The organism is Pseudomonas sp. MD330_10, assembly GCF_042610415.1.
GTDB classification, from domain to species: Bacteria; Pseudomonadota; Gammaproteobacteria; order Pseudomonadales; family Pseudomonadaceae; genus Aquipseudomonas; species Aquipseudomonas rhodesiae.
This window is the reverse complement of the sequence record NZ_JBHGZU010000005.1, coordinates 374,721-398,431: the sequence shown is the minus strand read 5'-3', so window position 1 is coordinate 398,431 and position 23,711 is coordinate 374,721. Positions and strand designations below refer to the sequence as shown.

The 23,711-nt window shown below is 60.3% G+C and carries 17 protein-coding genes and 1 tRNA gene; 6 read left to right on the top strand and 12 right to left on the bottom strand.

Annotated elements, in window-relative coordinates; translation table 11 throughout:
- The first annotated feature begins 21 nt into the window (after positions 1–21).
- Positions 22–5,568: a tandem-95 repeat protein gene (locus tag ACFZPT_RS11110; protein WP_379555173.1), complete on the top strand. Its 5,547-nt coding sequence runs from the start codon at positions 22–24 to the stop codon at positions 5,566–5,568.
- Positions 5,569–5,691: 123 nt separating this feature from the next.
- A complete protein-coding gene (locus ACFZPT_RS11105) occupies positions 5,692–6,030 on the top strand; it encodes a hypothetical protein (protein WP_034095418.1) in 339 nt (112 codons plus the stop codon).
- Between the two features lie 48 nt (positions 6,031–6,078).
- Here the strand turns inward: ACFZPT_RS11105 and lapD are convergent, their stop codons facing one another.
- Both lapD and lapG read right to left on the bottom strand, forming a co-directional pair.
- Positions 6,079–8,025, bottom strand: a complete 1,947-nt coding sequence (gene lapD / locus ACFZPT_RS11100; protein ID WP_034095419.1) for a cyclic di-GMP receptor LapD — start codon at positions 8,023–8,025, stop codon at positions 6,079–6,081.
- An 11-nt stretch (positions 8,026–8,036) separates the two neighbouring features.
- On the bottom strand, positions 8,037–8,729 hold the full coding sequence (gene lapG / locus ACFZPT_RS11095; RefSeq protein ID WP_047881464.1) for a cysteine protease LapG: 693 nt from the start codon (positions 8,727–8,729) through the stop codon (positions 8,037–8,039).
- Positions 8,730–9,019: 290 nt separating this feature from the next.
- On the opposite strand from lapG, the gene bcsQ reads away from it, so the two are divergent.
- A complete protein-coding gene (gene bcsQ / locus ACFZPT_RS11090) occupies positions 9,020–9,979 on the top strand; it encodes a cellulose biosynthesis protein BcsQ (RefSeq protein WP_034111370.1) in 960 nt (319 codons plus the stop codon).
- A gap of 239 nt (positions 9,980–10,218) precedes the next feature.
- On the opposite strand, the gene ACFZPT_RS11085 is transcribed toward bcsQ, so the two are convergent.
- From ACFZPT_RS11085 to ACFZPT_RS11065, 5 genes are all read right to left on the bottom strand, one after another.
- Positions 10,219–11,406: a methyltransferase gene (locus ACFZPT_RS11085; protein WP_099313015.1), complete on the bottom strand. Its 1,188-nt coding sequence runs from the start codon at positions 11,404–11,406 to the stop codon at positions 10,219–10,221.
- Positions 11,387–12,076, bottom strand: a complete 690-nt coding sequence (locus ACFZPT_RS11080; protein WP_034111429.1) for an ABC transporter permease — start codon at positions 12,074–12,076, stop codon at positions 11,387–11,389. Before ACFZPT_RS11080 ends, ACFZPT_RS11085 begins: the two co-directional genes overlap by 20 nt.
- A 38-nt stretch (positions 12,077–12,114) precedes the next feature.
- Positions 12,115–12,810: an ABC transporter permease gene (locus ACFZPT_RS11075; RefSeq protein WP_034095423.1), complete on the bottom strand. Its 696-nt coding sequence runs from the start codon at positions 12,808–12,810 to the stop codon at positions 12,115–12,117.
- 71 nt (positions 12,811–12,881) lie between these two features.
- Positions 12,882–13,643: a transporter substrate-binding domain-containing protein gene (locus ACFZPT_RS11070; protein ID WP_034095424.1), complete on the bottom strand. Its 762-nt coding sequence runs from the start codon at positions 13,641–13,643 to the stop codon at positions 12,882–12,884.
- 13 nt (positions 13,644–13,656) lie between these two features.
- Positions 13,657–14,430, bottom strand: a complete 774-nt coding sequence (locus ACFZPT_RS11065) for an ABC transporter ATP-binding protein (protein WP_034095425.1) — start codon at positions 14,428–14,430, stop codon at positions 13,657–13,659.
- A 552-nt stretch (positions 14,431–14,982) separates the two neighbouring features.
- Between ACFZPT_RS11065 and gabP the strand changes: the two genes are divergently transcribed.
- Positions 14,983–16,374: a GABA permease gene (gabP, locus tag ACFZPT_RS11060; RefSeq protein WP_034136523.1), complete on the top strand. Its 1,392-nt coding sequence runs from the start codon at positions 14,983–14,985 to the stop codon at positions 16,372–16,374.
- A 45-nt stretch (positions 16,375–16,419) separates the two neighbouring features.
- Here the strand turns inward: gabP and ACFZPT_RS11055 are convergent, their stop codons facing one another.
- On the bottom strand, positions 16,420–16,833 hold the full coding sequence (locus ACFZPT_RS11055; protein WP_034095427.1) for a hypothetical protein: 414 nt from the start codon (positions 16,831–16,833) through the stop codon (positions 16,420–16,422).
- Positions 16,834–17,009: 176 nt separating this feature from the next.
- Here ACFZPT_RS11055 and ACFZPT_RS11050 point away from each other — a divergent pair, with 176 nt between their 5' ends.
- Together ACFZPT_RS11050 and ACFZPT_RS11045 are read left to right on the top strand one after the other, a co-directional pair.
- Entirely contained in the window at positions 17,010–17,975 is a 966-nt protein-coding gene (locus ACFZPT_RS11050) for an arsenic resistance protein (protein WP_099313016.1), read from the top strand.
- Positions 17,976–18,062: 87 nt separating this feature from the next.
- Entirely contained in the window at positions 18,063–19,670 is a 1,608-nt protein-coding gene (locus ACFZPT_RS11045; protein ID WP_099313017.1) for a glycosyltransferase family 39 protein, read from the top strand.
- Between the two features lie 166 nt (positions 19,671–19,836).
- Here the strand turns inward: ACFZPT_RS11045 and ACFZPT_RS11040 are convergent.
- The 4 genes from ACFZPT_RS11040 to ACFZPT_RS11025 all read right to left on the bottom strand — a co-directional run bounded on the left by ACFZPT_RS11040 (position 19,837) and on the right by ACFZPT_RS11025 (position 23,568).
- Positions 19,837–19,912 (bottom strand) — tRNA-Phe (locus tag ACFZPT_RS11040).
- A gap of 103 nt (positions 19,913–20,015) precedes the next feature.
- Positions 20,016–20,288, bottom strand: a complete 273-nt coding sequence (locus ACFZPT_RS11035) for an oxidative damage protection protein (RefSeq protein ID WP_034095430.1) — start codon at positions 20,286–20,288, stop codon at positions 20,016–20,018.
- Entirely contained in the window at positions 20,285–21,352 is a 1,068-nt protein-coding gene (gene mutY, locus ACFZPT_RS11030) for an A/G-specific adenine glycosylase (RefSeq protein ID WP_379555175.1), read from the bottom strand. The genes ACFZPT_RS11035 and mutY overlap by 4 nt, the downstream gene beginning before the upstream one ends.
- Complete coding sequence (locus ACFZPT_RS11025) at positions 21,349–23,568, bottom strand: AsmA family protein (protein ID WP_047881460.1); 2,220 nt, start codon at positions 23,566–23,568, stop codon at positions 21,349–21,351. Before ACFZPT_RS11025 ends, mutY begins: the two co-directional genes overlap by 4 nt.
- Between the last annotated feature and the right edge of the window lie 143 nt (positions 23,569–23,711).

Genomic DNA, 23,711 nt, shown 5'->3' with positions numbered 1-23,711 from the left:
CCCGCCAACGGCATCATCACTGTGACTGCGGTCAATGATGCGCCGGTGGCTGAATCCACTAAGGCGACCGGTGCTGAAGACCCAAGCGTAGGTATCGCGGTCAAACTGTCCGCGACCGACGTAGACAGCCCGACGGACGTGAAATCGTTCACCGTTGGCACGCCTACCAATGGCACCTTCTACACCGACGCGGCGATGACCAAACCGGTGACCGGTTCCATTGATGCGGTCAACGGCGAAGCGACCGTTTACTTCAAGCCGAACGAAAACTTCAACGGCACCGCGAACTTCACCTACACCGCGACCGACGGCGGCAACGCTGATGGCAGCAACCCGCTGACGTCGGCTCCCGCCAACGGCATCATCACTGTGACTGCGGTCAACGATGCGCCGACTGCGAGCAATGGCCGGATAGAAAGCAACGAAGACACCCCAGTCGAGCTGAAGTGGTCGACGTTCGGGGTCAATGATGTGGATTCCACGGACCTGAAAGTCGTCTTCACCAGCCTGCCCAACGGTGCCATCGAGTACAAAGTCGACGGTGTTTGGGTCCAGCTCAACGCAGCTGATCTGAAAACCGATACGTCGCCGGGCAAGGCCTTCAGCCAGGCCGACTTCGACAATCACAATGTGCGTTACAGCCCAGCGGCCAACGAGTCGGGCGATGACAGCTTCAAAAACGCCGGCATCGGTAACAAGCATGATGATTACACCGAGCTGAAGTTCCAGGCTACCGACGGCCAGCTCAACAGCGACACTCAAACCATCACCGTGGATATCCACCCAGTGACGGACGTTCCTGTCGTGACCGTCGGCTCGTTCGGTGACGTACCAACCGGCTTGACCATTCAAACCTGGACCGGCGGCAACCTGCCTGGTGCATTGGGTACGAACGGTAATGGTGTTGTTCAGTCCAGCGATTTGATCCGGGTCATCAACGCCCAAACCCCTGGCAGCGCAGCCTCCACCGGTGTGACCGCCAACGTGAGCAACGGTAATGTGGTGGAGCACACCGCGACCAAAGTCTCCGGCCTGGTTTACCTGGAAGCCGGCAAGAGCTACAGCTTCACCGGCAGCGCCGATGACAGCCTGGCGGTTACCGTCGGCGGCAAGTTGGTGTCGACCGAGACCTGGAGCCAGGGCAGCGGGATTAACGCAGCCCCCTTTACGCCGCCAGAGTCGGGTTATTACACCCTCGACATCTATCACTACAACCAGGCCGGCCCGGGCAACTACGACGTCAATGTCTCGATCAACAGCGGCCCGTCGATGGCGTTGGGTAGCAGCGGCGTGCAGACCTATACCAGCCTGGACGCGTTGAAAGCCGCCGGGGCGGTCTTTGACGATGCTCACGTGGTCAACGGAGAAGGCTATTACACCGGCTACGTTTACAACCACGGCCTGGAAGACAGTGCGATCAAGATCAGCCCGATCACGACCACGTTTGTCGACAATGACCAGTCGGAATTGCACAAGATAGAAATCAGCGGCCTGCCTGAAGGCGCTGTCATTACCGACGGCGCCTCGGGCCACAGCTATACCTCGACGGGTGCGACCACCCAGTACGATGTCAGCAATTGGAACCTGGCTACCTTGACCGTCACTCCGGCCAAGAATGCGACGGCCAATTTCGATCTGACTGTGAAGGCAACAGCCATGGAGTCGAGCACGCAGATTGAAATGGTCACGATTGGCAAGGTGAGCGTTGTGGTCACTGCGGTCAACGATGCGCCAGTGGCGATCGTCACCACTGCGACCGGTGCTGAAGACCCAAGTGTCGGGATCGCGGTCAAGCTGTCCGCCACCGATGTCGATGGTTTGGCCAACGTCAAGTCGTTCAACGTCGGCACGTCGACCAATGGCACCTTCTATACCGATGCGGCCATGACCAAAGCGGTGACCGGCGCCATTAACGCGGTCAACGGCGAAGCCACGGTTTACTTCAAGCCGAACGCGAACTTCAACGGCACGGCGAACTTCACCTACACCGCGACCGACAGCGGCAACGCTGACGGCAGCAACGTACTGACCTCGCCAGCGGCCAACGGCACCATCACCGTGACTCCGGTCAATGATGCGCCGGTGGCAGCGGCGACTACCGCGACCGGTGCTGAAGATCCAACGGTTGGTATCGCAGTCAAGCTGAACGCAACTGACGTGGATGGCCTGGCGAACGTGAAATCCTTCACTGTCGGCACGCCAACCAATGGCACCTTCTACACCGACGCGGCCATGACCAAAGCGTTGACCGGCGCCATTAACGCGGTCAACGGCGAAGCCACCGTGTACTTCAAGCCAAACGCGAACTTCAACGGCACGGCGAACTTCACCTACACCGCGACCGACAGCGGCAACGCTGACGGCAGCAACGTACTGACCTCGCCGGCGGCCAACGGCACCATCACCGTGACTCCGGTCAACGATGCGCCGGTGGCTGCGGCGACTACCGCGACCGGTGCTGAAGATCCAACGGTTGGTATCGCAGTCAAGCTGAGTGCAACCGACGTGGATGGCCTGGCGAACGTGAAATCCTTCACTGTCGGCACGCCAACCAACGGCACCTTCTACACCGATGCGGCCATGACCAAACCAGTGACCGGCGCCATTAACGCGGTCAACGGCGAAGCCACGGTTTACTTCAAGCCGAACGCGAACTTCAACGGCACGGCGAACTTCACCTACACCGCGACCGACAGCGGCAACGCTGACGGCAGCAACGTACTGACCTCGCCAGCGGCCAACGGCACCATCACCGTGACTCCGGTCAATGATGCGCCGGTGGCAGCGGCGACTACCGCGACCGGTGCTGAAGATCCAACGGTTGGTATCGCAGTCAAGCTGAACGCAACCGACGTGGATGGCCTGGCGAACGTGAAATCCTTCACTGTCGGCACGCCAACCAATGGCACCTTCTACACCGACGCGGCCATGACCAAACCAGTGACCGGCGCCATTAGCGCGGTCAACGGCGAAGCCACGGTTTACTTCAAGCCGAACGCGAACTTCAACGGCACGGCGAACTTCACCTACACCGCGACCGACAGCGGCAACGCTGACGGCAGCAACGTACTGACCTCGCCAGCGGCCAACGGCACCATCACCGTGACTCCGGTCAACGATGCGCCGGTGGCTGCGGCGACTACTGCGACCGGTGCTGAAGATCCAACGGTTGGTATCGCAGTCAAGCTGAACGCAACCGACGTGGATGGCCTGGCGAACGTGAAATCCTTCACTGTCGGCACGCCAACCAATGGCACCTTCTACACCGACGCGGCCATGACCAAAGCGTTGACCGGCGCTATTAACGCGGTCAACGGCGAAGCCACGGTTTACTTCAAGCCAAACGCGAACTTCAACGGCACGGCGAACTTCACCTACACCGCGACCGACAGCGGCAACGCTGACGGCAGCAACGTACTGACCTCGCCAGCGGCCAACGGCACCATCACCGTGACCTCGGTCAACGACGCGCCTACCCTGGACCTCAGCACCGCAGACGGCGCGGTTGCCACCGGTTATAGCGCTGCGTACACCGAGCGAAACACTGCCGGTGTGGCAATTACCGGCAGCGTTGCCATCGGCGACGTCGACAGCAGCCAGATGCAAAGCGCGACCATTACCTTGAAAAACGCCAGCGCGGGCGATCAGTTGAGCTCAAGCCTGATAAATGTGGGCGGGACCTACAACGGCGTCACCCTGACCAGCGTCGGCACGGACGTCAGTGGCAAGATTGTATTGACCCTGTCGGGTGCGGCTGATGCGGCCACCTACAAAGCCCTGCTTGAGTCGTTCCAGTACACCAACACCGGCAAATACCCGTCACTTGGTGATCGCACCATCGATATCGCCGTAACTGACAATGAAGGTAGCAACAGCCTGAGTTCAAGCGTGGCCACCAGCACCATCACAGTGGCGCCGCAGACCTATCAGGTGACGGAAGGCACCGGTCTTGTCGATACCATCAACTTGAGCGGTTCGACCAATAACGTGGTGGTGGGCGACAAAGCCGGCGTGGTCACCCAGGGCAGCAATTACAATATTGCTTTCCTCGTCGATACGTCGGGCAGTATCGGTACCGATGCAATGAAGTCGATCAAGGCTCAACTGGCCAGCGTATTCGATACCTTGATTGCCAATGCCAGCACCAAGGACTCCGGCGTGGTGAAAGTCATGTTGGTGGACTTCGACACCCAGGTTCAGGCGCAGGTCTCGGTCAATCTGGCTGACAAGGACGGTGCCAAAGCGGCCTTGCAGGCGGTGTTGAACCAGATGAGCTCTAATTCGAGCGACATGACCAACTATCAGGATGCGTTCAACGCCGCCACAAACTGGTTCAAGAGCAGCGAAGCCACGAGTAACAAGGGTGCGACGAACCTGACGTACTTCATCACCGACGGCTCGCCGAATATGTACACTGACGTGCAAGGCAGTCCTTACCTGGGTGGGGTCAAGGTATGGGGCTCGGGCTCCAGCGTTTACTTCGACAGCATCGTCAACAGCTCGAATTACGTTTTGGGCCAGGGCAAGGCCGTTTACACCACCATCAACGGTTCCTCCCACATGGTTGTCGATGCGGATGGCAGGGTCTATTCCTACGATAGTTGGAACAATCGGACCTATGAAGGCACCGTGGTGGCCAACAGCAACGGCGGCTTTGATGTGGCTGCGGTCTATAACAACTCCAGCACCGCATTGACGAACGCGAAGACGGCCTACAACGATCTGGTTAACGCAGTGAGCGGCAAGGTCACCGTCGAGGCAATCGGCCTGGGTTCGAGCATTGACACTGCTGTGCTCAAGCAATTCGACACCGACAAGGTGGTCGCTACCATCGACACCGCGAAGCTGGCGGATGCGATCACTGGCCATACCGCCGACGCGGGCGCCGACAGCATCACCGGCGGCTCTGGCAATGACATCGTGTTCGGTGACCTGATCACCTACAAAGGTCAGGAAGGCAGTGCCGCACTCAAGGCGTTCGCCGCCGAGAAGTTGTCCACTACGGTCGACCACATTGATGACCGCACTTTGCACCAGTACATCACTGAACACGTGCAGGACATCGGTGCTCTGGCCAACGCGTCGAACATCTACGGCACCAATGATGGCGGCGACACCCTGATCGGCAACGCCGGTAACGACATCTTGTTCGGCCAGGGCGGCAACGACACCCTCTCCGGCGGTGCCGGTAATGACATCTTGGTGGGCGGCAAGGGTAACGACATCCTCACCGGCGGCGGGCAGGCGGATACCTTCGTGTGGCTCAAAGGCGATACCAACACCGGGACTGGCGTCGATACCATCACCGACTTCAAGCACAGCGAAGGCGATAAGTTGGATCTGTCCGATTTGCTGCAAGGCAGTAATGACACCAACCTGTCGAGCTATCTGAAGTTGACCACCGACTCGTCAGGCTCGACGCTGAGTGTGAGCAGCACCGGCTCGTTCACGGCGGGTGGCACGGCCGATGTCACGATCAAGGTCGATGGCGTTAACTGGGGCAATGGCAGTGCCGCGATCAACAACCTGATCGCCGGTGGCGACTTGACCGTCAAGCACCACGACTGATCCCCCAGCAGCGCCAATCTTTCGGGATTGGCGCTGCGTGGGCATCAGCGTCGGGCAAATGTGTGTAATCTCTGCAGAGGCCGTGCGCGGCACCTGCAGGGATTTTTTATTGGGAGAACGTTGATGTTCTACGTGCAACGCGATCAAAACAACGCTTTGATCCGTGTCGAGGCGCAGGCCTATGCCGAGGCCACCGAGACGCTACCGGCCGACCATCATGAGATACAGGCGTGGTTTGCCGACGATGTGGTCGACAACAGCCTCAAGCAGCTCAAGCAAAGTGACTTTGAGATGATTCGGGTACTGGACGACTTGATCCAGGTTCTGATCACCAAGAACGTCATGAGCATCACGGACTTGCCGCCCGCCGCGCAGGCCAAGTTCCTCGAACGTACCCAGGCCCGGGCAGCATTGGGTGGGTTGAGCGAGTTGATCAATGACGATGAAACCGGCTTGATCTGAGCCGCCCCACCTCCTTCACGGCATGACCGTCAAGGAGGCGAGGACGTTCTACTTCCAGGGCGCCGGTTCACCCACCAGTTGGCCTTGTACCCCTTCAATCCCCATCTCGCGAATCACCTGTAGCTCACCCTCGGTTTCCACACGTTCGGCAATCAACGGCAAATCGATGCTGTGGGCGGCGCGCTGGATGGCTTCGATAAAAAAGCGCTTGTGGCTTTCCTGGTCGATGGCACGGATGTAGCTGCCGTCGATTTTCAGGTACGCCAGGCCCAGGTTCGCCAGGTTGCCGATCATGCTGAAACGCCCGCCGAAACGCTGCAGGCCAAGGCTGAAGCCCAGGCTGCGCAAGCGTCGGGTCAGGCGCTCCAGCTGCGACTGCTCGGGCACTTGTTCTTCACCGATTTCCAGGGTCAGGCGCGGCCCCAGGGCGGGGTTTTGAGCCAGGCGTTCGAAGACGCGCTCCAGTGCCTGCGGGTCGTTCAGGGTAGCGGCCGACAGGTTCAAGGCCACCGATGGGCTGTGCTGGGCCAGGTGCTTGATCACCAGATCAACCATCAATTGGTCAAGGCGTGCAGTCCAACCGAAGCGCTCCAGCCATGGTAGGAAGTGGCCCGCCGCGATGGTCTGGCCCTGCGGGTCGAGCAAGCGTGACAACACTTTGTAATGCAGGACCTGTTGGGTGTCGCTGCTGCTCACCACCGGCTGGAAAAACAACCGGAAGCGCCCTTGGGTCAGGGCGTCGTCGAGCAAGGTGTGCCAGCTGTGGTGATCGTCGCTGACGGTGCCTTGGGTCTGGTGTTCCAGGCACACCCAAGTCTGGCCTGTACCGGCTTCGGCCTGGGCCAGTGCCTGGTCGGCCAGCATTAGCAGGTCTGCCGAGGCATCACCCGGTTTGTACGGTGCCAGCCCGATGTAAGCCACGATCGGCATATCGGTGGCTCCCGTTTCGTAAAGGCTTTGCAGGGTGCCTTCCAGGGCCTGGGCCAGCTGCAACGCTTCATCGCGCACCAGCCCCGGGGCGAGCACCGCGAACTCGCCGCCACGGCTGCGGGTGATCAGGTTCTGGGTTTCCGGGTACTTGGCGCAGGTGCGCACCAGTTGCTGGCTGACGGCCTGCAGCAGTTGGTCAGTACGTTGCCCGCCCAGGCGTTGGTTGAGGCCGCTCAGGTCGTTGACCCGCAACATCAGCAGGTAACCCGAACTGGCTTCTTCAACGTTGCTGACGCGCGATTGCAGCTGCATTTCAAAATAACGACGGTTGGCCAGGCCCGTGAGGCTGTCCTGGTAGGACTCCACCCGCAGTTTCTCGCTGCGTTCGGTCTGCTCACGGAACAGCGCCTTGAGCTTCTCCACCATCTGATTCATGGCCTGCACCACCCGGCGCAGCTCAGGAGTGCGGGGCAGATCGGGCAGGCTCAGGAATTCACGGCGGGCGATGGCATGGGACTGCTCGACCATATAATCCAGCGGCTTCAATTGACGCCGCAGCAACAGGGCGCCCAGTACCGCGCTCACGGCGCCGCAGAGCAGCAGCCAGCCCAGGCTGCCCAATGCGCTCTGCCACAGCTTGGCCAAGGCAAACATTGGATGGCTGACCACCTCGACCCGCGCCGCCTGCTGCCAGCCACGGCTGACGATCGCATCGCCGCCGGCCGGCGCCAAGCCGATCATCTTCACGAACCACGCCGGGACGCTGCTGGCGTCCGGCTCGGCGGCGCGCTCTACCAGCACTTGGTTGTTGCTCAGGTCCACCACGCGGATGCTGGCGTAGTAGCCGCTGTCGAAGATCGAACTGACCATCAGCTCGGTCATCGCCGGGTCATCGATGTTCGGCGTCAACGACAGCGCCAGCGCGGTGGCCGCGTCCTGAGCGTGGGAGCGCAGTTGGTTGACGTACTGGGTACGCGAGCTTTCCAGGCTGACGAAGAAGCTACCGCTGAACGCGACCACCAGGAACACGCAGATAGCGATCAGCAATTGTTTGAACAGTGACATCGTAGCTCCTGTTAATTATCCGAACCGGTCGGAAACCCTTCAGCGGTCATTTTCTTCAATACATCCTGCCAACGCGACAGACGCTTGGTATCGCCGACTTTTTTGTTGCCCGTCGCGCCGGTCAGCCACAGCCCTTCACCGTTGAAGGCGTAAACCGGCAGCAGGTCCGGCCGTTGGCTGGCCGGCAGAATCGGGTCCATCAGGCTGTCCAGTACCAAGGGCATGGCCTCGGGGCTTGAATAGTAGGTCAGCACCATATGTGCACGATTCTGGCGCAGAGCCTTGACGTAGGTTATGCGCAGCTTCTCGGCCGGTACGCCCAAATGACGCAGGCTGAAGTATTTGGCGATGGCGTAGTCTTCGCAGTCGCCGGCGCCTTTCCACAAGGATTGAATGGGCGTCGCCCAATAATCCACCTCGTGCCACAGGTCGATATCTTCTTCGTAATGCAGCTGACGATTGAAGAACAAGTTAACCACTTTGAGTTGTTCGCTCTCGCTGACCTGCTTTTCTGTGGCCAGTAGCTGTTGCCAGGCATCAATGCGCTGTCGACCGGGGCCGAGGGGGCCGTAGAGCGCTTCGGCTTTACGGCTGATCTGGCTGAAATCCCAATCGGCGAGTAAATCGCCCAGCAGTCCGCCGCCCAGCACCACCGCGATGGCGAGGCCGTAGAGGAACCGAGGGAATTTAAAGCGTATCGCCACTGCGCTTATCCAAAACGTACAGCCGGGAAGTTGCCGCAATGGTGCGGGGATGGCGGGTAAAAAACAATGGCACGATGAAATCACCGCCTATCAAATGACGGTATTTTTCGTCAGTAAATTGGCAGTTTTCCGCTCGTCTGAAAGGGCGGTGGATTTTTGATCAAAATAATGACACTTCATCGGGGCTGACACAGAATGCAGCCAATAAACACGCCAATATGAACACGTATGGGAAGCCTTGATGGGCCGACCTTCCACGTCTTCCGATGGCGTTGCGAAGGAGCCCGGCCATGAGCCGCACCGATGATCTATTTGCCCTGTTCGGCAACAGCGTTTCCCGTGACCCAAAGGGCAAAAACGCTCGGTTGCACTTTTTCGGCAGCATTCCATTTGATGATGGCACCCGGGTAAACCGTGAAGATGGCTCGCTCGTTCGTCCTCATGGGGCTCACGGCAATCAACCGTCCGCGCAGGCCGAACCCGTGCCGCTGCGTGCCACTGTGGTGGCGGTGGTCTCGATCAACGGCGGCGTAGGTCGTAGCACGCTGGTCACGGCATTGAGCAGCGGGTTGCAACGCTTGGGTGAGGCGGTGGTGGCCGTGGATCTGGACCCGCAGAATGCGCTGCGCCAGCACTTCGGCGTCGATCATCAGCGCCCCGGTGTGGGGCGCAGCAGTTTGCTCAATGCGCCGTGGGCCGGCGCCTTGCAAGCGGGGTTCGCCGGCTCTCAGGTGATCCCATTCGGCGACACCGACAGCCGCCAGAAGGAGGGCCTGCAACGCTGGCTTACGCGCGAGCCCACTTGGTTGGCCGAGCACCTGTCGGTCATGGGGCTGAGCGAAGCTCACACGGTGATCATCGATACCCCCGCGGGTAACAACGTTTATCTGCATCAAGCCCTGAACGTGGCCGATATTGTGTTGGTCATCGCTCAACCTAACGCCGCCTGCCTCGGCACCCAGGACCAGTTGGACGCACTGCTGGCGCCCTACCTTGAGCGTGCGCGCCCGCCCCGTTGCCATTTCGTGATCAATCAAGTGGATGACCAATCGGCGTTTAACCGGGAAATGCTGGAAGCCTTTACGCTGCGTCGCCAGGCTGACGCGTTGGCGGTCGTACATGATGACGCGCTGATCAGCCAAGCCCTGGCGTTTGCCACCGACCCGCTGGATAACGTGGCGTCCAGTCAGGCAGGTGCGGATATCAATGAGCTTTGCCGCTTATTGATTGCGCGTAAGCGAACCGCGTAAAGCGTGGTTTAGAGGCTAATCGTCAGAGGCTTATGCACAATCGGTTGGATGCGCCATTAAGAAACACTCTTTTTGCGGAGCGGTTCTCATCTGGGCTTAACTGCCTGTTTTACGTGCATTTTATTTTGTGAACAAAAAATGAACAGCTCGGGTTTTGGCCTGCGAGCTAGATGATTAAAGGCTTCGTAAAGAAACCATCAACAGAGTTATCCACAGGCCGCACTGCGTCAATTTGCCTCTTAATCGCGCTCGGCAAGCACCATCAAGTTGCGCGGCGTCAGTGCGGCGTCGCAGAAGCTGCCCAGTTCAACGCGGTAGCCTTGTTCGGTCAGAAACAGCGCACGATCCAGCACCAGCCATATCTCCAGCGGTCGCCGAAACAGACCACGTACCAGTTCCAGGTTTCTCACCTCGGCCAAGCGAGCCCAGCTATAGGCCTCCAGCGCGGCCCAATCCTGCTCGCCTGTGGATAAACCTTTCAGGTTTGCCAACGCTTGGCAGTAGTCGGCGAACGGTACGCTCAGCCACGCGGTCGGCAGTGAAGGGGTGGGCAGGTACTCATCGCAACCCCGTAGCTGCCGTTGCAGTTGATCGAAGCCCAGGCGGCGGGCCATGGATGTGTCCCGTTGCTGGCGTACGCGTTTGCCGGCAGTGACGGTTTCGCTGAGCGGCAGGCCGAGGTCTTCGACCGACAGTTGCAACGTTGAAGCGCGGCCTGCCTCGGACAGTGGTTGATAGGTCGATGCGCTGATGCGGTTGTAACAGCAGGGCGCCAGGGCCAGCTGTTTGCAGCCTTGTGCACTGGCCAGTTGCAGCAGGCGCACATGCAGGTCACCACAGGCGTGCAGGGCGACGGGGGTGTGTTCGGCGCTGAGGGTGACGCCCGCCATGACGTCTTGCAGGCGATGGGTCGCGGCCAAGCCATGGTGGTCACTCAGGGCCTGGCCTGCGGCGATCAGTGCCGGGTCGTATTCGAGGCAGGTCAGCTGTTGCGCGGTTTGCAGCAGCCGGCGGCCCAGGTGGCCCTTGCCGGCACACCAATCCAGCCAGTGCGTGGGGGCTTGCGCAAACGACAGGGCGGCGCCGAAGGCTTCGATTTGCTGCCACTTGCGGCCCGGCACATCGACATTCAAGCGATGGCGCGCGGGCGGCAGGGGCTGCGTCGGCAACTTATCCACAGCACTGAGCTGACGCGCCTGTGCGGCAAGTTGTGCAAAAGGCGCGGGCGCCGGGAGGTCATAGGGGGCGTTGTGGCTGGCTTCGGCGTCATCCAGCGAGCGCTGGCGCAACCAGTGTGCCAGCTCTGGATGTCGTGATTCCCAGGCCAATTGGCGATGAGTGAAGGGCCGTGGTTTCCACAGCCCTTGGTGCTCGATCAGGAAGGCATCCAGTGCCTGGAAGTGCGCCTTAACGTCCCTGGCAGGCATCGACGCGCAGCCAGCGTTCCAGCAGTTTGAAGCCGCGCACCAGGATGTAGGCCATCAACAGGTAGAACAGGCCGGCAGCGAAGAAGATCTCCACCGGCAGGTAGGTTCGGGCAATGATGGTTCGCGCCATGCCGGTCAGTTCCAGCAGGGTCACCGTACTCGCCAGGGCGCTGGCCTTGAGCATCAGGATCACTTCGTTGCTGTACGCCGGCAAGCCGATGCGCGAGGCGCGAGGCAGGACGATATAGAACAGCGTCTTGGGCTTGGACATGCCCAGGGCGCGGGCGGCTTCGATTTCGCCCGGTGGGATGGCCTGGATCGCCCCGCGCAGGATCTCGGCGATATAGGCGGCGGTGTGCAGGGTCATGGTGGCGGTGGCGCACCAGAACGGATCGCGCAGGTATGGCCACATAAAGCTGTTACGCACCGCATCGAATTGCGCCAGGCCGTAGTAGACCAGGAACAGCTGCACCAGCAGCGGCGTGCCACGGAAGAAGAAAATATAGGCGTAGGGCAGGGCGCTCACGTACCAGCGGCGCGACGAGCGGGCGATGCCCAAAGGAATCGCCAGCAGCAGCCCGGCAATGACCGCAATGGCCACCAGTTCCAGGGTGAGGATGGCGCCCTGGGCCAGTTTGGGCAGCCACTTGATGATCACGGCCCAGTTCAGGCCCAGGTCGAAATGCGCCAGCCAGCTGTAGTCGCCGCTCATTGGGTGCTCCTCGCAAAGCCGCGGGCGGCGCGTTTTTCCAGGAAGTGCATGGTGGTCATCGCCAGGACGGTGAGCCCCAGGTACATGAACGCCGCAACCATAAAGAAGGTGAACGGTTGTTTGGTCACCGTGACGCCGATCTGCGCGTGGCGCATGATTTCTTCCAGGCCGATCACCGACACCAGGGCGGTGTCTTTCATCAGGATCATAAACAGGTTGCCCAGGCCCGGCAGGGCGATGCGCCACATCTGCGGCATGATCAGGCGGGTGAAGATCCGAAACTTCGAAAGCCCCAATGCCACGCCCGCTTCGCGGTGGCCTTTGGGAATGGCGAGGATCGCGCCGCGGAATACTTCCGTGGCGTAGGCGCCGAAGCACAGGCCCAGGGCAATGACCCCGGCGGCAAAGGCGCTGAGAGACAGATCGGGGTTACCGAAAAACTCACCCAGGGCACGCATCATGTTGACCGTGCCGAAGTAAATCAGCAGTACCCACAGCAGTTCCGGGATACCACGGACCACGGTGGAGTAAGCACCGCCAAGCCATTGCAGCGGCTTGTACGGGGATGTTTTGGCCAGGGCGCCGGCCAGGCCGAGCACCAGCCCCAGGCACAGGGCCGTGAGTGCCAGTTTGACGGTCATCAGCGCGCCGGCGGCGAGCGCGGGGCCGAATCCGTAAAGGTCGAAATTCATGGTTTAGTCGTTTCGCAAGGTAAAGCTCAGGACCGACGCGCTCGGGGGAGCGCGCCGGGCAGGCGTTCAGGTCATTCGATGCTGAACGGGAAGTACTTGTCGTTGATTTTCTTGTAGGTGCCGTCAGCCTTGATCTCCGCCAGGGCTTTGTTCAGGCGCTCGCGCAGTGGGTCGCCTTTGCGTACGGCGATACCGATCTTGTCGCTTTCCACGACAGGCTCACCTTTGAATTCAAAGTTGGAGCCGTCTTTGCTTTTGAGCCACTCATACTGCACGTACTTATCCGCCAGAATGCCATCGACACGCCCGGAGATCAGGTCGAGATAGGCGTTTTCCTGAGTGTCATAAAGGCTGATCTTGACGTTGTAGTCATCTTCCATATTGCGGTCGTCCAGCCAGGTGCCAGCGAGTGTTGCGCGTTGGGCACCGATGGTCTTGCCGCTGAGATAAGTCTTGTCTGTCTTGAAGTCGGTGGTCTTGGGCGCGATGAACTGCAGCTTGTTGGAGTAGTAAGGATCGGTGAAGTCGACGGCCTGCTTGCGTTCGTCGGTGATCGACAGCGAGGACACCAGGAAGTCGAATTTCTTGGCGTTCAGGGCCGGGATGATGCCGTCCCAGTCGGACACATACACTTCGCACTTCTCGACTTTCATCTTGGCGCACAGGGCGTCGCCGATATCTTTGTCGAAGCCAACGACGTTACCGCTGGCGTCTTTGTTATTGAACGGCGGGTAGGCCGCTTCAATCCCCATTATCAAGGTTTCTGCCATGGCCGAGGCGCTGAACGCCATCGTGACGGCGGCGGCCAAAAGGAACTTTTTATAGTTCTGCATGCATGTTGCTCCGTTAGCGGTTGCTGGACATGAATTGTTTGCAGCGCGCCGAAAGCGGGTTTTCAAATACCTGCTGTGGCGATCCTTGCTCCTCGATCAGGCCTTGGTGAAGGAACACCACCTCACTGGACACCTGACGGGCAAAGCCCATTTCGTGGGTGACCAGCAGCATGGTGCGACCTTCTTCGGCCAGCGCGCGGATCACACTAAGTACTTCCTGAACCATTTCCGGGTCAAGGGCGGAAGTGGGCTCGTCGAACAGGATGACTTTGGGCTGCATCGCCAGGGTGCGGGCGATGGCGGCGCGTTGTTGCTGGCCGCCGGACAATTGTGCCGGGTAGGCGTGGCGCTTATCGGCGATGCCGACCTTGGCCAGCAGCGCTTCGGCCACTTCGATGGCTTCGGCCTTGCTCTGGCCCAGCACACGGCGGGGCGCCTCGATGATGTTGTCGAGGATGCTCATGTGCGGCCATAGATTAAAGTTTTGAAACACAAAACCGATTTCGCTGCGCAGGCGGTTGATCTGCTTGCCGTCGGCGGCCATCAGCTCGCCGTTCTTCGCGGCTTTGAGTTTGAGTTCTTCACCCGCCACCAGGATCTGGCCCTGATGAGGGTTCTCCAGCAGGTTGATGCAGCGCAGGAAAGTCGACTTGCCGGAACCGGAGGAACCCAGGATCGAGATCACATCGCCGTCGCGAGCGGTCAGCGAGATACCTTTGAGTACCTCCAGCTCACCATAACGTTTATGCAAGTTGCGGATTTCAAGCGCGGGCGTGGCCTCGGCCATGGGGGGTCCTCATTGTGTTCTGCGTGCCTGCTGTTGGGCCGCCTTCCTGGCGAGGCGCCAAGCTAGCATAGCGTCCGGATGGCAGCCAACAGCGCGGCGGGCGGTAAGCGGGCGGCATGCGGCAGGGTGTCGCATCGGCACAGCGACGTGTCGCGCCGTCAACAACCGAACAAGCGTTTGAACCCGGAAAGCCGCAGGCTTCGCGTCAAAAAGGGCGCGATGGTGCCAGCTTTGGCCAGGTGTTGGAAGGGTTAAACGGGCAAACGGTCGCTATCGGAGCTTTTATGGGGCGTTACTTATTTTGTGTGTGTGTTTTTGGTGCGCGTATCGGCCTGAATAGTGAGTCGGACGGTAACGCTATAGCGGAATGCCATTGTTCTCAATGACTTGCGTGCGCTGTGGAAAAGTCCTGCAGCCCGCGTCAATCGCGGCTCTGTAACATTTTGGCGCAAATCTTGCGTAAAAAATAAAGAACGCCCTGTTGGTTTCTTTTCACGAGGAGGATCCCAGGTCGGGCGGACCGTTTTCGCAATTCCTCGCAAAGGTGTGTCAATGAGTAGTACGCAAAGCTCCAATGACCTCGAACAGGGGCTCAAACCGCGTCACGTCACCATGCTGTCGATTGCCGGTGTTATCGGCGCCGGCCTGTTTGTCGGCTCCGGCCACGCGATCGCTGCTGCCGGCCCTGCGGTGCTGCTGGCTTATGCCGCTGCGGGTACGTTGGTGGTGCTGGTGATGCGCATGCTGGCCGAAATGGCCGTGGCTTCACCGGATACCGGTTCGTTCTCCACTTACGCCGACCGTGCGATTGGCCACTGGGCCGGCTTTACCATCGGCTGGCTGTACTGGTGGTTCTGGGTGCTGGTGATTCCATTGGAAGCCAACGCGGCCGCCACTATCCTGCATGCCTGGTTCCCCGATGTGGCGATCTGGGTGTTCACGCTGGTGATCACACTGCTGCTGACCGCCACCAACCTGTTCAGTGTGAAGAACTACGGCGAGTTCGAGTTCTGGTTCGCGCTGATCAAAGTTGTGGCCATCGTTGGGTTTGTGATCCTCGGCCTGGCGGCGATTTTCGGTTTCCTGCCGACCAGTCAGGTCAGCGGCGTTTCGCACCTGTTCGACACCCAAGGCTTTATGCCGAACGGCATGGGCGCAGTGTTGGCTGCGATCCTGACCACCATGTTCTCGTTTATGGGCACCGAAATCGTCACCATCGCCGCGGCCGAGTCGAAGAACCCAGGCCAGCAAATCACCAAGGCCACCAATTCGGTGATCTGGCGTATCGGCTTGTTCTACCTGTTGTCGATCTTCATCGTCGTCTCCCTGGTGCCATGGAATGATCCGACCCTGGCGGCGGTAGGTTCCTACCAGACCGTGCTGGAACGCATGGGCATTCCGAATGCCAAGCTGATCGTCGACCTGGTGGTCCTGGTGGCCGTGACCAGCTGCTTGAACTCGGCGCTGTACACCGCGTCGCGCATGCTGTTTTCCCTCGGGCGTCGCGGCGATGCCCCGGCTGTGTCCAAGCGCACCAACAAGAGCGGCACGCCTTACTGGGCGGTGATGCTGTCCACTGGCGCAGCGTTCCTGGCGGTGTTCGCCAACTACGTGGCCCCGGCGGCAGTGTTCGAATTCCTGCTGGCCAGCTCCGGTGCAATCGCACTGCTGGTGTATCTGGTGATCGCGGTGTCGCAACTGCGCATGCGTCAGAAACGCACAGCGGCGGGCGAGAAGATTGTCTTCAAGATGTGGCTGTTCCCCGGCCTGACCTACGCGGTGATGGTGTTCATCGTGGGCACGTTGACCATCATGCTGTTCCAGGAAGCGCATCGCGTGGAGATCATCGCGACGGGCATCCTGAGCCTGCTGGTAGTGGCGGCGGGGTTGATGGTGTCGAGCCGGCGCAAGGCTCAGAGAGTAGGGGCGGCGGTGCTTAACTGACCGCCATTCCAATGTGGGAGGGGGGCAAGCCCCTCCCATTTTTTGTCAGTCTTGCGAGTTGGTAAGGGCTTGGGAGGCGGCAACGTAGTCCGCTTGAAACTGCGGCGATTCGATCCACGCCAATGCGGCGGCTTCATCGTCGCTGTCCGTGGCCCACTGCCGATATTCGATCAGTGCCGCCAGGATAAAGTCGGTAGCCTCTTCTTCGCCTTCCTGCTCAAGTACCAGCGCGAGCAGCGGGTGGGCCAGGAATGCGGCACACAGCGCTTGCTGACTGATCTCGCCGGCAACGCGCATCTCCACGAACAGCTCTGTTAAATCCACCGACTCCAGATCGATACGGCTTTCATCGCCGGCGAACGCATCCGGCTTAGTCGCGACCGCGCGCTGGGTGCGGTTCTGCTTGGCCTTGGCCTTCGCCCGGTGGGCACGTTTTTGTTGCTTGTTCGGCGAGGCCATGGGCTCACGTCCTTGGGGTCAGGATCTGGGTTGGGTATTGAAGCGCAGGTTGGCGCAAATCCCAAGGGTATCGGCCATTAATTGGCTGACATGTTCTCGCCGTTCCAGCCGCTCGCCTGGTAATCACGCCAGTAGATGCTTAGGCTTGCGCTTTTGCGTTCCACCAGGGCGTTTCCATGACCCGCGACACCCTCGAACATCACCAGATCCCTATCTACTTCATCACCGTCCTCCTGGCTGTCGGCTTCGGCCTGCTTGCGCCTTCGTGGGGGCACGGCCTGGGTGTGTGGATCACACCGGCCATCGCGGTGCTGATGTACGCGATGTTCCTGCAAATTCCGTTTCTGGACCTGCGCGAAGGCTTGAGCCACAAGCGCTTTATGGCGGCCTTGCTGCTGGCTAATTTCATCCTGGTGCCCTTGCTGGTGTGGGGGCTGACCCTTGGCTTGGCGGAGCGTCCGGCGCTGCTGGTGGGGGCGTTGCTGGTGTTGCTGACGCCGTGCATCGATTACGTGGTGGTGTTTACCCATATCGGTAAGGGCGATTCACGCTTGATGCTCGCGGCGACGCCGGTGCTGCTGTTGCTGCAGTTGCTGTTGTTGCCGCTGTACTTGGGGCTGATGCTAGGGGCGCAATCCGGTGTGGTGATTGACGCGCAGCCGTTTGTGCAGGCATTTGTGCTGCTGATTGTGGTGCCGATGGTGGCGGCGGTGGCGACCACGTTTGTGGCGCGCAGGTCGGCAGTCGTCGGCGCTTGGAACGCGGCTTGGGCCTGGCTGCCGGTGCCGGCGATGGCGCTGGTGCTGTTTGTGGTGATCGGTTCGCAGATCACGTCGGTGGTGCGCGATTTCAGCCTGTTGCTGCCGGTCATTCCGGCCTATGTAGGTTTCCTGTTGCTGGCGCCGCTGACGGGCGCCTTGGCCGCGCGGCTGTTCGCGTTGCCGAGTGCGCCCGCGCGGGCGGTGACGTTCAGCGCGTCGACGCGCAATTCGCTGGTGGTGCTGCCGCTGGCGTTGGCATTGCCCGAGGAGGTGCGTGGGCTGGCCGCGACGGCGGTCATCCTGCAAACCCTGGTGGAGCTGGTCGGCGAATTGATCTACGTGCGCCTGGTGCCTGCACTGGTATGGCGTGGCGGGCGCTGAAGGGTGAAATATTGAGGGTTGTTCAGGCGCTATTCAGCAGGGCGACCGGCACCATAGGTCGGCGCTTTCTACCTGACAGGTCAAACGATGGACCACCGCAACCGCTTTCGCCTGGAGTCCCTGGGCATTTTTTTGTTCGCCCTGATGCTGTTTACGCTGGGCATCTGGGACCAGCAGCCGCAGGGATTTGACGGGCGCTGGGCGCTGTTCCTGCAAGAAATGTATCGCCACGGCGCCGGTCTTTTTCCTACGACGTACGGCCAGCCTTACGCGGACTATCCTGGCACCGCGACCTTCTTCAGTTACCTGTTTGCCCGTCTGTTCGGCGCGCCCAATCACTTGGCCAATGTAATGCCCACGGCGCTGGCTTCTGCTGGGGTCGTGGCCTTGATCTATCGCTTGCTGGCTCCGTCAAGCCGCCAGTGGGCGCTGCTCAGCGTGCTGCTGACATTGCTCACCACTCAATTGCTCGAAAAGTCCCGTTCGGTATGTCTGGATCAGATGGTGGCGTTGCTGTGTGTAGGTAGTTTCTATCTGCTGCACACGGGGGAGCGCTTGGGTTCACGATTCAGGCAACTGGCGGTCTTCCCACTATTCGTGCTGGGCTTTGCGATACGCGGGCCGCTGGGGTTGATCGAGGTCTGCGGTGTGGTGTGCGTGTATTGGGCGTTGGGAAAGCCGGGCGAGCGGGTCAGGCAGGTGCTTGTCCATGGGGTTATCGGGTTGATACTGCTGGCGGCGTGCTGGTGGTTGCTGATGGAGCTCGCACGCTTGAGCGGTGGCGATGGGTTTGCCGCCGAGGTATTTAGAATGCAGGTGGGCGGGCGCCTGGATGAAAGCGGCGAGCCGTTCTATTTCTACTTCCAGTTGAGTTTGTACCGCTACTTCCCCGTGGTGCCCCTGGCGCTGGCAACGTTGTTTGCGTTGCGTCATCGCTGGTCTGCGCGCTGGGCGAATGATGATATGCAGCTCGTGGTGCGATTGGGCGCCTGTGGTTTGATGATCCTGCTCGGGTTGTCGGTGCCGCACTTCAAGCGGGCGTATTACATCCTGCCGATGGTACCGATGTTCGCCGCTGTCGCCGCCTACGGGCTACTCCAGGCGCAAAGCTGGCTGATCGGCGTGCGCCGCTGCTATGAGGTGCTTGTCGCGGCGCTGCCGACCTTGTGTGTGGTTGTGGTGTTTGCGTGTCGACACACATGGCAGAAGCACGGCTACTGGCCAGACGTCTCATTGCCGTTGCTGATCGGCGCGCTGTTGGTGATGCAAGTGGCCGCGCTGATCAGCTGGCGTCGGCCGCGGCGCCTGGTGTGGCTCAGTCTGATTGCGTTGCTGGGGCAATGGTTGCTGCTGGTGAGCGTGGTGGAGCCGGTTAAAGATCTGCAATTCGATACACGCCATTTTGTCGGCCAGGTCGAGGCGCTGCGTGCCGCGCGGCCGGGGCCGTTGGTGTTCGTCAATCTGGGGCGGGACACCTGGGCGGTGCGCTACATGATGAACCTGGATCACGATGAACAGCCGCTGTTCGTCGGTCGTGATCAAGTACAGCGCCTGGCCACGTTACCGCGTCCGGCCTGGGTGATCGTAGCGCGCAAGGAAACTGCGCTGTTGAAGCAAACACCGTTGGAGCATCTGGCTCCGGCGTTCAATGGGCGGTTGAATGACAATCCGCTGATGGTGTTTTTGCTGGAGTGAGGTGAGTTTTTTGTCTCGCGGGAAAGCCTCGAAGGAGTGGGGCTAATGGAACGGTTCGTTGCTTCGAACAGGCCTGGGGGCGTCAAATCCCAGGCAATAAAAAACCCGCACTAGGCGGGTTTCTTATGTGTTTCAGATGATATGTGCACTACCTGAAACTAATGAGTGGTGCCCAGAGACGGAATCGAACCGCCGACACGGGGATTTTCAATCCCCTGCTCTACCGACTGAGCTATCTGGGCAACGGGGCGCATTAAACGGGTTTTTCAGGGGGTCGTCAAGCAAGTTTTCAAAAAATATTTAATTATTACCGTCGCTTACGTTCCGACCCCGGTTTTTGATCAGTTATTGAGCAGGTGGTACGTAGCCTTCGGCCTTGGCGTAATCCTCGCCGGAAAAGAACTTATCCATTTCGCCTTGCAGGTATTTGCGGTCTTCGGCGTTCATCATGTTCAGGCGTTTTTCGTTGATCAGCAGGGTCTGGTGCTTCTGCCAATCGGCCCAGGCCTTGGCGGAGACGTTTTCGTAGATGTCCTGGCCCTTGGCGCCCGGATACGGAGGGCGTTCCAGGGCGGGCAATTGTTCTTTGTACTTGCGGCACATTACGGTGCGGGTCATGACGACTCTCCTGCGTTCAATACATCGGCCGCGCGTTTGAGCAGTTTTTTCACCGGGGCGGCGAGGCCCAGGCGCGGCGGGGTGGCGAGGTTATACCAGAGCCAGTCGGCCTCGGCCACGTGATGGGCGGATTCCTGCACTTGGACCAGCCAGGGTTCGATGGCCAGTTGGAAGTGGCTGAAGGTGTGGATCAGCCCCGGCAGTTCCTGTTGCGTGCCCAGCTCAAGGGCATGCTGATGGGCGAGGTGTTCAAGGTCTTGCAGCTCGTCCAGTTCCGGCAGGCTCCACAGGCCGCCCCACAGGCCGGTGGACGGGCGACGGTAAAGCAGAATCGCGCCCTCGGCATTGGCCAGCATCGGCATCAACGTACGCTTCTGCGGAATGCTCTTGCGTGGCTTCGGGATCGGGTAGCGCGTCTCCAGGCCAAGCATGTGTGCTTCGCAGCTTTTTTCCAGCGGGCACAACAGGCAGCTGGGTTTGCTGCGGGTGCAGAGGGTGGCGCCCATGTCCATCATGGCCTGGGTGTAGGCGTTGACCCGATCATGGGGCGTGAAGCGTTCGGCGGTGGCCCACAGGTGCTTGGCCACCTTGGGTTCGCCTGGGTAGCCCTCTTGCGCGGTAAACCGTGCCAGCACGCGCTTGACGTTGCCGTCGAGGATCGGTGCACGCAGGCCCATGCTCAGGCTGGCGATCGCGCCGGCAGTGGACAGGCCGATGCCGGGTAGCTCGGTGAGTTTTTCCACGCTCCGCGGAAACTCGCCGCCGTACTCGGCGACCACGATTTTCGCGGTTTTTTGCAGGTTGCGTGCGCGGGTGTAGTAACCCAGGCCGGTCCACAGATGCAGCACCTCGTCTTCCGGTGCGGCGGCCAGGGCTTCGACCGTTGGCAGGGACGCCATGAACCGGTCGAAGTAATTGAGCACGGTGCTCACCTGGGTCTGCTGCAACATGATCTCCGAGACCCACACCCGGTAGGGTGTTATGCCCTGTTGCCAAGGCAGGTCATGGCGACCGTGGCGGTCGTACCAATCCAGCACCGCCGTTGAAAACTGCTCGTCTCTCATCGTTTGAACAGGCCTTTGAGCGCGTCTTTGAGTTGCGGGTTGACCTTGTCGAGTTTCTCTTCGAGCTTCTCGTTGAGACGGTTGCCGGCGGCCTTGATAGCGACCTGACCGAGGCCGTCCTTGTCCAGGCGACACGCCTTGGCGCCCAGCTCCAGCGGGCCACGGCAGCGCAGCGGTACTTCGATGCCCTGGAAGTTGGCACCCACCTCGCAGGCCGGGTCCGGCACTTCGCGCTGGTCGCCTTCGACAATGATGCCCACGCGGTAATCCATGCCCAGCACCCGCAGGTCAACATCGCCGTTGCCATTGACCGTCAGGCCCGGGATGCGCACTTTCAGGTCCGGATTGTTGGCCACGCCATTACGGAAGGTCAGGTTGCCTTTGAGCTCCTGGAAAGGCGTGTCCTTGCCGCGTTGCTCGCCGCTCAAGGTCTTGCGATTGAGCAAGGCGATGCCGGTGCACAGTTGCTGTTCAAGGTTGGCGTTGAGCAGCACGCCGTTGTTGATCACAAAGCTGGCGGTACCGTTGAGGCTGTCGATCAGGGCTTTCTGGCTGTTGCCGCGACCGGTGAGGTTGCTGTCGAGCGTCACCTGGCCTTTGACCGGCGGCGTTTGCCCCTGGGCTTGCAGGATGCGTTCGACAGGCACTTGCTTGATGCGGCTTTGCAGCGCCAGTACCGGAATGTCCTGGCGTACATCCAGATTGCCGTTGGCCTGGAAGGAGCCGTTATAGAGCCCGCCACTCAAGGTTTCGAGCTTGAGCTGGCCATCGATGCCGGATGCTTTGAGCACTGCATTCTGGATCGGCAGCTTGCTCAGGGTCAGTTGGCCGAAGGCGAGGTCGGCATTGACGTCGAGGGTGCGCAGGCGCGTCAGCGGCAGCAATTTGTCGGTGCTCCAGGCGCCTTTGGTCGGAGCCTCCGGCAGTGGTGTGGTGCCGCCGGCGGCCATCGCGCCGGCTTCGCTGTTCTGGACTTCGGCCTGGCGTTCGGCGCTGGCGCCTTTGGCGGATTCGGATTTGGCCGGCAGGTAATTGTCGGCGTTGAAGGTGTCGCCCTTGAGTTGGACACGCAGCGACTGCTTGGCGAAGTCGTCCACGGCGACGCGACCGGTGAAGGTGCTGCCGTCGAGTTTCAGGTTCAGGTCTTCCAAGGCCAGGCTGGTGGGCGTGCCCTTGAGGCGGCTGACCAGTTCGACTTTGCTCAGGCTGCCTTCGGCCATCGGCGGCAGCGGGTTGCCCACGCTGTCGAGGAACTTGGCCAGGTCAAACTGAGCGATCGACAACGCGCCGCTGAGCTGTGGAGTCTTATCCAGATCGTTGACTTTCAATTCGCCCAGCGCGCGCAGCTGGTTGGCCGACAGTTTCAAATTGGTCCATTCGGCGATGTTGGCCGCTTGATCCACCAGCAGTTGGCCTTGGGTGGAGAAGGTCACGGTCTTGCCTTGCAGCGGTTCGCCGGTGGCTTCGCCGCTGATACGCATGTCTTCGAACTGGTAGCGCTTGAGGGCGCGCTGGATGCGCAGGTTGCCCGTCAGTTCGGTCTTGAGGCGCATCACTGGCTGGTTGCTGCCGAAGAATGCGGTGAGCTTGACCGGGATGCTGGCGCCTTCATGAATGGCGCCGGCGCTCAACTGGATGCTTTCGGCGCTGAACTGCTTGCCGGTCTGCTCGTCGTTGTATTCGACCCGGGCGTTGTTGATGGTCAGGCTGTCGATGTCCAGGCGGATGGGTTGGGCCGGTTTTTCCGGTTTGACCTCAGCAGTTGGCTGCGCTGGCGTGGGCGCACTGGCGGTAGCCTCGGCGGGGTCGGGGACGTTCTTGCCGATGTCTTCCCAGTTGCCGTGGCCCTGCTTGTCGCGGTTCAGGCGCAGGTTCAAGCCTTCGACGCGCACATCGCTCATCTGTACTTCGCGGCGCAGCAGCGGCAGCACGCGCACCGACAGGCCAAGCATCTGCAGGTCGGCGAACGGTTGGGTCGGGTTGGTCAGGGTCGCCACGCTGGCTTCGTGCAGTTCCAGGCCAAGCCAGGGGAACAGGCTCCAGCCGATGTCGCCATTGAGCGTCAGCTCGATGTGGGCCTTGTCGCGGGCAATCTGGCGAATCTCTTCTTTGTAGTCGTTGGGATCGAAGAGGTGGGTCAGGGCAAAGCCGAGAGCCACAATGATCAGCAACAGCCCGAGAAGTACCAGACCCAGGATTTTGCCGAACGCTTTCATGGGCGAGTCCTTGTATGTCGATTTCAAAAATTAGCCGAAGAGTATAACGCCCGACGGCCTGCGTCAGTTCATCGATCGTTACATTGTATCCATGGCCGCAAGAACAGGTTTTTGACGTCAAACAAACCGAAATTCCTTAAAAA